The organism is Streptomyces sp. NPDC029151, from assembly GCF_055564315.1.
Window position 1 is genome coordinate 141,741 of the sequence record NZ_JBVHWQ010000008.1, and the last position, 12,396, is coordinate 154,136.

A 12,396-nucleotide genomic window follows, 5' to 3' on the forward strand; every position below is an offset into this window, starting at 1 on the left:
CCCCCGCGCCCGTCACGCCGTGAGCAGTGAAGGATCCTTCTTCCACTTGAGGATCTTGTCGAAGCTGACCACCGTGCCGCTCCGGCCGGGCTTGGCGCCGACGTGGACGTGGTCGGCGAGTTCGCGGATCAGACAGAGGCCGCGGCCGTGCTCGGCGTCCGGGCGGGCCGGCCGGGGATCGACGGGGCGGGCGAGGCCGGGACCGGAGTCGGCCACCTCGATGCGGCACTTCTCGCCGTCGAGGTACGCCGTGACCCGGTACGCCTCCGAGGCGCCGCGCGCGGCGTCCCCGCCGTGCTCGACGGCGTTCGCGCACGCCTCGCTCAGGGCGACGGACAGGTCGTAGGAGATCTCGGGGTCGACGCCCGCCGTCTCCATCGTGCCGATCAGCAGCCGCCGGGCGAGCGGCACGCTGGCGGCCTCGCGCCGCAGATGGAGTGACCACCAGATGCTCATGCTCCAGCCTCCTGGCCGCGGCTCGACATACCGTTACGTATTGCCGCCCGTAGGTTTCCGTAAGCACTCCGTTGCCATGACCGAGCCCATACGGCCGATGTGGGCCGGGAGGAATCGGTGTATGAGGGACGGCGCACGGGGGGCGGACCGGGCGACCTGGCGTACGCCCGCGGTGCGGACAGTGCGATGATGAGGCCGCCATGACTGCCCCCCACCCGCGCACGGCGCGTCCCGGAGCCGGGCTCCGGATTCTGCGGGCCGCGGTGTTCGCCGCGGTCTGCGTCGCGCTGGCCGCGTGCGGGCACACCCTGGCCTCCTGCGCGCGCGTACCGCTGTGGACGCTGTGCGCGGGCTTCCTGGGCTCCCTGCTGCTCGTGGCACCGCTCGCCGGGCGCGCCCGCTCGCTGCCGGGCATCGCCGCGCTCCTCGCCCTCGGCCAGACCGTGCTGCACACGCTGTTCGGGCTGGGCCAGCACGGGACCGTCCTGGGCTCCGGCGGGATGCCGGCGTCGACGAGGGGCGGCGGGACGACGGGCGGGGTGCTGAGCGACAGCGCGCTGGTCGAGCAGGCCGCCCGGCTGGTGTGCGGATCGGCCCCGGCGTCGCTCACCCCGGGGCATGCCTTCCGGCTGCTGCTCGACGCGCGTCTCATCGACCGCGCCGGCCGGCCCACGGCCGCGCTCGGCACCATGGAGCACGCGCACGACGCGACCGGCGCCTCGGCCGGCCTGCTGCCCTCGCTGCCGATGCTGCTCGGCCATCTGCTCGCGGCCCTCGCCGTGGGCTGGCTGCTGCGCCGCGGCGACCTGGCCGTGCTGCGGCTGATCGACCTGTCGGCGCATGGAGTCACGGAGGGGGCGCTCGTACGGTCCCTGCGCGCCGCGCTCGCTCTGACGCGCGCCCTGTGCGCCGGGCTGCTGCCCGCCACCGGGCCCGGTCCCCGCGGCCCGCGCGCCGACCGCGACGAGGCGCCGGCCCCGCACACCGCCGTACTCCAGCACACGGTGATCCGCCGCGGCCCGCCCGCCGCCGGCTTCCTCCTCGCCGCCTGACGCGGTCACCGCTCCACTTCACGAACAGGGACTCCGGTGCGCCGCCGTCGAGCGGCACGCGCGCGTGCGCGTGTTCCTCCTCACCACCGGAATCACCCGGACCCGACTCATAGTGGAGTGCTTGCTTCCATGAAGGCTTCTCGTATCGCCGCCGCCGCTGCCGTCGCGGGTACGGCCGTCCTCACGCTGTCCGCCCCCGCCTTCGCGCACGTCTCCGTGCAGCCGGAGGGAACGGCGGCCAAGGGCGGTTACGCGGTCGTGGACTTCAAGGTCCCGAACGAGCGCGACAACGCCTCGACCACCAAGGTCGAGGTCAATCTCCCGGCCGACCACCCGATCGCCTCCGTGATGCCGCAGCCGGTTCCCGGCTGGAAGGCCGAGGTCACCAAGTCCAAGCTGGACAAGCCGCTCACCATGCACGGCGAGAAGATCGACGAGGCCGTCACGAAGGTCACCTGGACCGCCGACGGCAAGGGCATCGAGCCCGGCTACTTCCAGAAGTTCCCGCTCTCCCTGGGCGCCCTGCCCGAGAACACCGACGAACTGGTCTTCAAGGCGGTCCAGACGTACTCCGACAAGGAGGTCGTGCGCTGGATCGAGGTGCCGCAGGAGGGCCAGGACGAGCCGGAGAACCCGGCCCCCGTCCTGGCGCTGTCCGCGGCCACCGACGACCACCACGGCTCGGCGGCCGCCGAGAAGACGGCCGACAAGACCGAGAAGACGGCCGCCGCCGGCTCCGGCAGCGGCAGTGACACCACCGCCCGTGTGCTCGGCGTGGTCGGCATCGTCATCGGTGTCGCCGGCGTGGGCTACGGCGTCGTCGCGAGCCGCCGCCGGACCACCGTCTGAGCCCCTCGTTCCGCCGCGCGTACCGGGCGTCGTGCGGGGCCGTCCTCGTGACGCCCGCCCGACCCCGGTGCGCGCCGGAGTTCACACATCTGGGACATTTCTCTATGCGCAAGAAGACGTTCACCGCGGCCGTCCTGCTCGCCGCCGCCACCCTGACCCTCTCCGCCTGCGGCTCCGGGAACGACGACGCCGGCTCGCCGGTCGCCGTGGTGGAGGGAGGATCCGGCGCGGGCAAGGCCGCCACCGTCCTCGACCGGCCGTTCGACAAGCCGGACCTGGTCCTCACCGACACCCACGGCAGGAAGTACGACCTCCGCAAGGAGACCAAGGGCCACCCGACCCTCGTCTACTTCGGCTACACCCACTGCCCCGACGTCTGCCCGACGACCATGAGCAACATCGCCGTCGCCGAGAAGTCGCTGCCCAAGGCCGCGCAGGACGATCTCCGGGTCGTGTTCGTCACCACCGACCCCGGCCGTGACACCCCCGCCGAGATGGGCAGGTGGCTCAAGGGCATCGACCCCCGGTTCATTGGCCTGACCGGCGACTTCGCCAAGATCCAGGCCGGCGCCAAGTCCGTCGGCATCTCCGTGGAGCCGACGAGCAAGGACAAGAACGGCAAGCTCGTCTCGGTGCACGGCACCCAGGTCATCGCCTTCTCCCCGAAGACCGACGCCGGGTACGTCCTCTACGGCGAGAACGCCTCGGTCGACGACTACACCAGGGACCTGCCCAAGCTCGTCGAGGGAGCCACCCCGTGAGGCGTCGTACCGCCGCCCTGACCGCGGGCGCGCTCACCGGTGCCCTCGCCCTCACGGGCTGCTCGGGTTCCGGTACGGGCCCCGGGAAGGCCGAGCTGTCCGTCAGCGCGTCCTACATGCCGCAGCCCGTCTCCGCCGACATGGCCGCCGGCTTCCTCACGATCACCAACAAGGGAGCCTCCGAGGACCAGCTGACCTCGGTCACCAGTGACGCCGCCGGCGAGGTCACCATGCACAGCACGACGGGCGGCGCCATGACGCAGCGGTCCTCCTTCGCCATACCGGCCCACGGCAAGCTCGTGTTCCGCAGCGGTGGCAACCATCTGATGTTCGAGAAGCTGAAGCACGCGCCGAAGCAGGGCCAGACGGTCACCGTGAGGCTCGGCTTCGCCAAGTCCGGGCCCCTCACCGTCGAGATGCCGGTGAGGTCCACCACGTACAACCCGTCGACCGGCCACTGAGGGAGGGACCACCGTGACCCGGACCATCACCCCCCGCCTGCGGATCCTGCTGCTGCTGTTCCTCGCCGTCACCGGTGCGCTGCTGGCGGGCGCCGGACCGGCCTCCGCCCACGCGGCGCTGACCGGCAGCGACCCCGCGCAGGGGGTGGTGGTCGACAAGGCGCCCACCCAGGTGTCGCTCACCTTCTCCGAGAAGGTGGCGATGAACGACGACTCCCTGCGCGTCCTCGACCCCCGGGGCAAGCCGGTCCAGACGGGCAGCCCCGCGAACGTGAGCGGCACGACGTACGCCGTGAAGCTCAAGAGCGGCCTGGCCAAGGGCACCTACACGGTCACCTACCAGGTCGTCTCGGCGGACAGCCACCCCGTCGCCGGCGCCTACACCTTCTCCGTCGGAGCGCCCTCGCAGACGGTCGTCTCCGCGACCGGACCGGCCGCGGGCGGCGGAGTCGTGGGCGGGCTGTACGCCTTCGGCCGGTACGTGTCGTACGCCGGTTTCCTCGTCCTCGCCGGCGGCGCGGCCTTCGTGCTCGCCTGCTGGCGGCGCGGCGCGGGCGTACGGCCCCTGCAGCGGCTCGTCGTCGGCGGCTGGGTCGCGCTGACCGCGGCCACCCTGTGGCTGCTGCTCCTGCGCGGCGCGTACACCACCTCCGGGACGTTCGCCGACGTCTTCGACCTCGACCTGCTCGGCCAGGTGCTCCAGACCAAGACCGGTGCCGCCCTGGTCTCCCGGCTGCTGCTGCTCGCCGCCGCCGCGTTGTTCGTCGCCGTCCTCTTCGGCGCCTACACCCGGCGGGAGGAGGGGCAGGACAAGCGCGACCTGACCTTCGGGCTCGCCGTCGGCGGGGTCGTCGTCGCGGCCGGGCTCGCGGCCAGCTGGGCCATGGCCGAGCACGCCTCCACCGGGCTCCAGCCGGGCCTCGCCATGCCGGTCGACGTCGTCCACCTGCTGGCCGTCGCCGCCTGGCTGGGCGGTCTCACCGCCCTGCTGACCGCGCTGTACCGGGCGCCCGCCGACACCCCGGTCGAGGCCGCCGCCGTACGGCGCTTCTCCCGGGTGGCCTTCGGGTCCGTCCTCGCGCTCGTCGCCACCGGCGTCTACCAGTCCTGGCGGCAGCTCGGCTCCTGGTCGGCGTTCACCGAGACCCGGTACGGGCAGCTGCTGCTGGTCAAGATCGGGCTGGTGGCGGTGCTGGTCGGCGTCGCGGGCGTGTCCCGGCGCTGGACGGGCCGGCTCACGGACCCGGTCGCCCGCTCCGCGAAGGGGAAGAAGGCCCAGGCACAGGCCCGGCGGGAGCAGGCGCAGGCGCGTAAGGAACAGGCCGCCCTCTCCAAGGCGGCCGGTGACGACAAGGGCAGGGGCACCGGCAGCGGACCCACTTCCGGCTCCGGCCCTGAGTCCGGTTCCGGTTCCGGTTCCGGTTTCGCTTCCGCCGCCGGCTCCGGCTCCGGCTCCGGTGACACCCGGCGTGCCGCCCAGCTCGCCCGGCAGCGCGCGGCCGTCGACGCGGCCCGGGAGAAGCGGCTGCGCGAGGCGGACCCGCACCGCTCCGGCCTGCGCCGCTCGGTGCTCGCCGAGGCCTGCGTCGCCCTGGTGCTGCTCGCCGTGACGACGGCGCTGACCCAGACCGAGCCGGGCCGCACCGAGCAGGAGGCCAAGGCGGCCACCTCGGCGTCGGCCAGCTCCGGCACCTCGACGGCCTCCGGCGCACTGACCCTGGACATGCCGTTCGACACCGGCGGCACCGACGGCAAGGGCGTCGTCAGCATCGACCTCGACCCCGCGCGCGCGGGCGCCAACGAGATGCACGTCTACGTCCAGCGGCCCAACGGCCGGGCCTTCGACGTCCCCGAGGTGAAGGTCGCCTTCACCCTGGAGGCGAAGAAGATCGGCCCGCTCCCCGTGAACCCCGACCACATCGCCACCGGCCACTGGTCGGCGAACGACGTGCAGATCCCCATGGCCGGCGACTGGAAGATCGCCGTCACGGTCCGCACCTCCGACATCGACCAGGCGACCGTCTCCAAGAACGCGCAGATCGGCTGAACCCCACCATGCCCGAGAAGTCCCTCCCCCAGGCCCGCACGCCCGAGGCCCCGGCGACGCTGCCCGTCTCCGGCCCGGGCGGCATCTCCCGGCGCGCCCTGCTCGGCACCGCCGGCGCCACCGGCCTCGTGCTCGGCGCGGCCGGCGGTGCCGTGGGATACGCGGCCGCGCCCACGGAGGCCGTCCCGCTGACCTCGGTGGGCTCCGACCGGGCGATGTTTCACGGGAAACATCAGCCCGGCATCACCGAGGGCCTCCAGGCGCGCGGCCATCTCGTCGCCTTCGACCTGGCGGCGGGCGCGGGCCGCAAGGAGGCGGCGGCCCTGCTGCGCCGCTGGTCGGCGACGGCCGAGCGGCTGATGGCGGGCGAGGCGGCTCCGCACGACGACACCGGTGTGGCCCGGGACGCGGGTCCGTCCTCGCTGACCGTCACCTTCGGCTTCGGCCACAGCTTCTTCACCCGGACCGGCCTGGAGAAGCAGCGGCCGGCCGCGCTCGACCCGCTCCCGGACTTCTCCTCCGACCGGCTCGACAAGTCCCGCAGCGACGGCGACCTGTGGGTGCGGATCGGCGCGAACGACGCCCTGGTCGCCTTCCACGCCCTGCGCGCGATCCAGAAGGACGCCGGTTCCGCCGCGCGGGTGCGCTGGCAGATGAACGGCTTCAACCGCAGCCCGGGCGCCACCGCCCACCCCATGACGGCCCGCAACCTCATGGGCCAGATCGACGGCACCCGCAACCCCAAGCCCGCCGACGCCGACTTCGACCGGCGGATCTTCGTTCCCGCCTCCGGGGAGCCCGCGTGGATGGCGAACGGCTCGTACGCCGTCGTACGCCGGATCCGCATGCTCCTGGACGACTGGGAGAAGCTGTCGCTGCCGGCCCAGGAGGCGGTCATCGGGCGCCGCAAGGCGGACGGGGCACCCCTGTCCGGCGGTGACGAGACGACCGCGATGGACCTGGAGAAGGCGGGCCCCACGGGCGATTACGTCGTCCCGCTGACCGCGCACGCCCGGATCACCCGGCCCGACCAGAACGGCGGCGCGGCCATGCTGAGGCGCCCCTTCTCCTACCACGACGGCATCGACGCGGACGGCACGCCGGACGCCGGTCTCCTCTTCGTCTGCTGGCAGGCGGACCCGCTGCGCGGCTTCGTGCCGGTGCAGCGCAAGCTCGACCGGGGCGACGCGCTGTCCCGGTACATCCGGCACGAGTCGAGCGGCCTGTTCGCCGTCCCGGGCGGGGCGGCGGAGGGCGAGTACGTGGGGCAGCGGCTGCTGGAGGGCTGAAGCCGGCCGCTGACGGGTGAACCGGCTTCAAACCACCCGGACGAGTGGCATCCATGAGACGCATGCGACGGTCCCTCTTCCGGCCATTAGGGTGAGGGGCATGCCAGCCAGCTATGCCTATCTCGGCCCGGAGGGCACCTTCACGGAGGTCGCCCTGCGCACGCTTCCGGAGGCGGCCACACGGGAGCTGATCCCGTACGTGTCGGTGCAGTCCGCGCTGGACGCGGTGCGGGCCGGCGAGGCCGAGGCCGCGTTCGTGCCGATCGAGAACTCCGTCGAGGGCGGCATCACCACCACCCTGGACGAACTGGTCGCCGGCGAACCGCTGACGATCTACCGCGAGGTGCTGCTGTCGATCACCTTCGCGCTGCTGGTCCGCCCCGGCACCCGGCTCACGGACATCAAGACGGTCTCCGCGCACCCGGCGGCCCAGCCGCAGGTGCGCAACTGGCTGCGCACCCACCTCCCGGACGCCGTGTGGGAGTCGGCCGCCTCCAACGCGGACGCCGCCCGCCTGGTCCAGGAGGGCCGCTACGACGCCGCCTTCGCGGGCGAGTTCGCCGCCGCCCGGTACGGCCTGGAGGCGCTGGAGACCGGGATCCACGACGCGGAGAACGCCCAGACGAGGTTCGTTCTGGTCGGCCGTCCGGCCCGCCCGGCCGCGCCCACCGGCGCCGACAAGACCTCGGTGGTGCTGTGGCAGCGCGACGACCACCCCGGCGCCCTGCGCGACCTGCTCGGCGAGTTCGCCTCACGCGGCATCAACCTCATGCTGCTGCAGTCCCGGCCGACCGGCGCCGGGATCGGCAACTACTGCTTCTGCATCGACGCCGAGGGCCACATCTCCGACCGGCGGATGGCGGAGGCACTGATGGGGCTGCGGCGGATCTGTCTCCAGGTGCGCTTCCTCGGCTCCTATCCGCGTGCGGACATCGCACCGGGCGAGGGCCGTCCGATGCTGCCGGGGACCTCCGACGAGGAGTTCATGGCGGCGGCGGACTGGGTGGCGCGCTGCCAGGACGGCCGTTTCTAGCCAGTCGCCCCGGCGCGCCGGTCGTACCTGCAGACGAACGTTATCCACAGAAGTTATCCACAGGTCCGCTTCTCGACCTGGGGACAAGTCGACAGAGCAGGGCCACCCGGTCGACAAATCGGCCCGAAGCCCCCCGCCGCGGCCACCAGTCCCCGGGTCACCCTTCGTCCACCCGTTTCCTTTGGTTCATCTTTTGGGGCGACCGTTTTCCACCCGAACGTGGGTGTCGATCGGGTTTGGCCCGAGAATTCTTCAGTCCGTTCGAGCTTTCCGGAGTGATCAATTCCGAAGTCCACAGACGATCCACACAGCCTGTGGATAACTCTTCGGCGGGTGTGGATTTCTGTGGACAACCGGGTCGCCAAATCCCGTCCTCCACAAGGGAATCCGGTCAACCGGGCGCCCGGAGCCTGCTCCGTCCCAGGGAGTGAGACACTTTTCCCTTGACGCCCGCCGCCGGATCCACCGCGACTCCCGCCGCGCCTGCCGCCTTAATGATCAGCACGGATGGCAATTAGCGCATAACGGATCGTAAGCCGCGAATCAGAACACCCCGGAATAGTGATTCGTGAGCCGCGACCCCGCACCGGTAGCCTGGGTCGCGTGATTGACCTTCGCCTGCTCCGTGAGGACCCCGACCGTGTGCGCGCGTCCCAGCGCGCCCGTGGAGAGGACGTCGCGCTCGTCGACGCCCTCCTGTCTGCCGACGAGCGGCGCAGGTCCTCCGGCGTCCGCTTCGACGAACTGCGCGCCGAACAGAAGCAGCTCGGCAAGCAGATCCCCAAGGCCACCGCCGACGAGAAGGCGGAACTGCTCAAGCGCGCCGAGCAGCTGAAGGCCGACGTCAAGGCCGCCGACGCCGAGCGCGACGCGGCCGACGCCGAGACCCAGGAGCTGCTCCTCAGGCTCGGCAACCTCGTCCACCCCGACGTGCCCGTCGGCGGCGAGGAGGACTTCGTCACGCTGGAGACGCACGGCACCCTCCGCGACTTCGGTGCCGAGGGCTTCGAGCCCAAGGACCACCTGGAGCTGGGCCAGCTGCTCGGCGCCATCGACGTCGAGCGCGGTGCGAAGGTCTCCGGCTCCCGCTTCTACTTCCTCACCGGCGTCGGCGCCCTGCTGGAGCTGGCCCTGGTGAACGCGGCGATCGCCCAGGCCACCGCCGCCGGCTTCACGCCGATGCTCACCCCGGCCCTGGTCCGCCCGCAGTCCATGGCCGGCACCGGCTTCCTCGGCCAGGCCTCCCAGGACGTCTACCACCTCGACAAGGACGACCTGTACCTGGTCGGCACCTCCGAGGTTCCGCTGGCGGCCTACCACATGGACGAGATCATCGACGCCGACCGGCTGCCGCTGCGGTACGCGGGCTTCTCCCCGTGCTTCCGCCGCGAGGCCGGCTCGCACGGCAAGGACACCCGGGGCATCTTCCGCGTGCACCAGTTCGACAAGGTCGAGATGTTCTCGTACGTCGCCCCCGAGGACTCCCAGGCCGAGCACCAGCGCCTGCTGGAGTGGGAGAAGCAGTGGCTGACCTCGCTGGAGCTGCCGTTCCGCGTCATCGACGTCGCCTCCGGTGACCTCGGCGCCTCGGCCGCCCGCAAGTACGACTGCGAGGCGTGGATCCCGACCCAGGGCAAGTACCGCGAGCTGACCTCGACCTCGGACTGCACCGAGTTCCAGTCCCGCCGGCTGTCCATCCGGGTCCGCGACGGCAAGCAGGTCAAGCCGCTGGCCACGCTCAACGGCACGCTGTGCGCCGTACCGCGCACGATCGTGGCGATCCTGGAGAACCACCAGCAGGCCGACGGCTCCGTCCGGGTCCCCGAGGTGCTGCGCCCGTACCTGGGCGGCCGCGAGGTCCTGGAGCCGGTGTCCCGGTGAGTTTCCCCTACGGGCTCATCGCGACCGACCTCGACGGAACGCTGCTGCGCTCCGACGAGTCGATCTCGCAGCGCACCCGTGACGCGCTCGCCGCGGCCACCGCGGCGGGCGCCGCGCACATCGTCGTCACCGGCCGCCCGGTCACCCGGACCCGGCACGTCCTGGACGACCTCGGCTACGACGGCCTCGCCGTCTGCGGCCAGGGCGCCCAGGTCTACGACGCCGGCTCGCACCGCCTGCTGACCTCGGTCACCCTGGACCGGCAGCTCGCGGGCGTGGCCCTGGCCAAGATCGAGGCCGAGGTGGGTCCGCTGTACCTGGCGGCCAGCCGGGACGGGCTCGACGGCGACGTGCTGGTGGGCCCGGGTTACGCGCTCACCGGCACGCTGCCCGCGACCCCGTTCACGGACGCCTCCGATCTCTGGTCGGCCCCGCTGAACAAGATCTACATCCAGCATCCGACGCTCGGCGACGACGAGCTGGCCGAGGCGGCCCGGCGGACGGCCGGCGGGTTCGTCTCGGTGGCCATGGCGGGCGCGGGCATCGTGGAACTGCTGCCGCTCGGCCTGTCCAAGGCCACGGGTCTGTCCCTGGCCGCCCGCCGGCTGGGGCTGAAGGCCGCCGACACGATCGCCTTCGGCGACATGCCCAACGACATCCCGATGTTCGCCTGGGCGGCCCGGGGAGTGGCCATGGCGGACGCCCACGACGAGCTGAAGGCCGTGGCCGACGAGGTGACCTCGTCCCCCGAGGAGGACGGGATCGCGGTGGTGCTGGAGCGGCTGCTCGGCTAGCGGGCCGCCGCTAGCGGGCCGCCGCTTCCGGGCCCGCCGCGCGCGGCCCTGCCGTGGGCCGCCGCGTCCGGGCCTGCGCCCGGAAGGTCCCGGCGTCCGCGGCGGCCACGATCCTGCCGTCGGACCGCACCGCGACGTCGCGTACGTTGGCCGGGCAGCCCGGGGGGTGAAGCCGGTGACCGTCTTGCCGTCACCGGAGAACCCGGTGTCCGGGCTGCCGTTGGTGTCGTAGCGCTCCAGACCCCGGTCGCCGCCGCGGCTGCCGGCTCGCCGCCGGACCGGAGTGCCAGGTCAAGGGCGCGCGCGTGCCCGCGGCCCGCGAGGCGGGCCCTATGACGACGACGGCCCTGCCAAACCCCGGTGGCAACGTCTCGCGGAGGATGCACGGATCGAACGTGCGCGGGCTTTCGGACCCGACCACGGTTTAGCAAACCGGTGCCTTACCACTCGGCCAATCCTCCGGGTGGGCGGTCCACGCGAGAGCGACATCGCGTGCTCGAAGCGACCGCCCCGGGCAGTCCCCGTGGCTCCACGGAGGGGTGGCGGATCACTCCGGAGCCGGCCTCGGACCGCCCTGTCGGGAGCTGGGCGTACTGCCGTGCATGGACATCGCCCACCTCCGCTCCCAGTCGGTGACGCCGGGACGATCCCGGCGGATGGTGCACAACCACTCTGCCCGGCACCGGAGTTGGGCGCCACCGAATAAAACGAACGGACGGGCGGCCGCTAGCGGCGGCGCCACCTGCGGCGCCGCGCCCTGGCGAAGAACCAGCCGGCCGGCGGTTCGTCGGCGCGCCAGGGCTGCGGCTCGGGCTCCTCGGCCCGCCAGCGCGCGGCGAGCATCCGGGCCCGGGCCGAGGGCTCGGAGGTCCCGGCGGCCCGGACGAAACCCTCGTCCAGGACGACGTCGTCCCACCCGTCCTCGCCGGTCCGCTCCCGCCCTTCGTGCTGCGGCATCTCGTCAGCCATCTCCGGCCTCCCAGCCGTGCCTCCGCTGTGCCCAGTGTGCCCGGAGCGAGGTGAAGTCCCCGTCAGGTCCGGGACCCGTCACTCCTCGCCCGCGAGCGTCAGCGACCGCAGCTTCTGCCCGGCGTACCAGGTGGCCAGCACGGTGACCGCGACCAGCAGCACGGTGGCCGTCGGCAGGCTCACGTCGGAGGTCACCAGGTCCCCGCCGGCCATCTTGTGGGCGACGGCCAGCGACCACTGCTGGACGCTGAGCGTGCGCGCGCCCGGCACCAGGGAGCCGAACAGCGCCTCCCAGACCAGGGCGTAGACGAGCCCGAAGACCACCGCGTGCCGGGAGACCGTGCCGAGCAGCAGGAAGAGCGCCGAGTAGGCGATGGAGGAGACCAGCGCGGCGACCGTGTAGGCGACGGCGATCTGCTGGCCGTTGCCGTTCAGGATCAGGCCCGCGATCAGGGTCGGCACCGCCGAGAAGACCATGGTGACGGCGATGGCGACGATCAGCTTGGTGAAGATGATCGCGGGCCGTTTGAGCGGTTTGGACAGCAGGTAGACGACGGAGCCGTCGTCGATCTCCGGGCCGATCGCGCCGGTGCCCGCGATGACACCGATGATCGGCACCATGGTGGCGAGCGCGAAGCCGCCGAGGACGTCCGAGGCTGTCTGGTCGTCGGCTCCGGTCAGGGCGCGGACGGCCACGGAGATCACGATGAGCAGCAGCGGCAGCGCGCCGAGGATGAGGGCCCGGCGACGGCCGAGCAGGGCCCGGTAGGTGAGCCGGGCGACGGTGGGGTCGTACATCTTCGG

General features: G+C 72.5%; 12 protein-coding genes and 1 tRNA gene. 9 read left to right on the forward strand and 4 right to left on the reverse strand.

Features of this window, described 5'->3' with window-relative positions:
• Nucleotides 1-12 precede the first annotated feature (12 nt).
• On the reverse strand, nucleotides 13-456 hold the full coding sequence (locus ACZ4VF_RS27800) for an ATP-binding protein (RefSeq protein ID WP_467929335.1): 444 nt from the start codon (nucleotides 454-456) through the stop codon (nucleotides 13-15).
• A 200-nt stretch (nucleotides 457-656) separates the two neighbouring features.
• Here ACZ4VF_RS27800 and ACZ4VF_RS27805 point away from each other — a divergent pair, with 200 nt between their 5' ends.
• The 9 genes from ACZ4VF_RS27805 (at nucleotide 657) to ACZ4VF_RS27845 (ending at nucleotide 10,623) form a co-directional block, all read left to right on the forward strand.
• On the forward strand, nucleotides 657-1,508 hold the full coding sequence (locus tag ACZ4VF_RS27805) for a hypothetical protein (protein ID WP_467929336.1): 852 nt from the start codon (nucleotides 657-659) through the stop codon (nucleotides 1,506-1,508).
• A 129-nt stretch (nucleotides 1,509-1,637) separates the two neighbouring features.
• Complete coding sequence (locus ACZ4VF_RS27810; protein WP_467929337.1) at nucleotides 1,638-2,357, forward strand: YcnI family copper-binding membrane protein; 720 nt, start codon at nucleotides 1,638-1,640, stop codon at nucleotides 2,355-2,357.
• A 104-nt stretch (nucleotides 2,358-2,461) separates the two neighbouring features.
• On the forward strand, nucleotides 2,462-3,118 hold the full coding sequence (locus tag ACZ4VF_RS27815; RefSeq protein ID WP_467929339.1) for an SCO family protein: 657 nt from the start codon (nucleotides 2,462-2,464) through the stop codon (nucleotides 3,116-3,118).
• Nucleotides 3,115-3,579 (forward strand): copper chaperone PCu(A)C, encoded by a 465-nt coding sequence (locus tag ACZ4VF_RS27820; protein ID WP_467929340.1) that lies wholly within the window; start codon nucleotides 3,115-3,117, stop codon nucleotides 3,577-3,579. The genes ACZ4VF_RS27815 and ACZ4VF_RS27820 overlap by 4 nt, the downstream gene beginning before the upstream one ends.
• Nucleotides 3,580-3,592: 13 nt before the next feature.
• Entirely contained in the window at nucleotides 3,593-5,626 is a 2,034-nt protein-coding gene (locus ACZ4VF_RS27825; RefSeq protein ID WP_467929341.1) for a copper resistance CopC/CopD family protein, read from the forward strand.
• 8 nt (nucleotides 5,627-5,634) lie between these two features.
• Nucleotides 5,635-6,915, forward strand: a complete 1,281-nt coding sequence (gene efeB, locus ACZ4VF_RS27830; RefSeq protein ID WP_467929342.1) for an iron uptake transporter deferrochelatase/peroxidase subunit — start codon at nucleotides 5,635-5,637, stop codon at nucleotides 6,913-6,915.
• A 100-nt stretch (nucleotides 6,916-7,015) separates the two neighbouring features.
• Entirely contained in the window at nucleotides 7,016-7,948 is a 933-nt protein-coding gene (pheA, locus tag ACZ4VF_RS27835; RefSeq protein ID WP_467929344.1) for a prephenate dehydratase, read from the forward strand.
• A 603-nt stretch (nucleotides 7,949-8,551) separates the two neighbouring features.
• Entirely contained in the window at nucleotides 8,552-9,829 is a 1,278-nt protein-coding gene (gene serS / locus ACZ4VF_RS27840; RefSeq protein WP_467929345.1) for a serine--tRNA ligase, read from the forward strand.
• Entirely contained in the window at nucleotides 9,826-10,623 is a 798-nt protein-coding gene (locus ACZ4VF_RS27845) for an HAD family hydrolase (RefSeq protein ID WP_467929346.1), read from the forward strand. The genes serS and ACZ4VF_RS27845 overlap by 4 nt, the downstream gene beginning before the upstream one ends.
• Before the next feature lie 374 nt (nucleotides 10,624-10,997).
• On the opposite strand, the gene ACZ4VF_RS27850 is transcribed toward ACZ4VF_RS27845, so the two are convergent.
• The 3 genes from ACZ4VF_RS27850 to ACZ4VF_RS27860 form a co-directional block, all read right to left on the reverse strand.
• Nucleotides 10,998-11,084: transfer RNA gene (locus ACZ4VF_RS27850), tRNA-Ser, on the reverse strand.
• A gap of 265 nt (nucleotides 11,085-11,349) precedes the next feature.
• Nucleotides 11,350-11,592 carry an SGM_3592 family protein gene (locus tag ACZ4VF_RS27855; protein WP_467929348.1) on the reverse strand — a complete coding sequence of 81 codons (243 nt, stop codon included), beginning with the start codon at nucleotides 11,590-11,592 and terminating at the stop codon, nucleotides 11,350-11,352.
• A 78-nt stretch (nucleotides 11,593-11,670) separates the two neighbouring features.
• Entirely contained in the window at nucleotides 11,671-12,390 is a 720-nt protein-coding gene (locus tag ACZ4VF_RS27860; protein WP_467929349.1) for an ABC transporter permease subunit, read from the reverse strand.
• Nucleotides 12,391-12,396 lie beyond the last annotated feature (6 nt).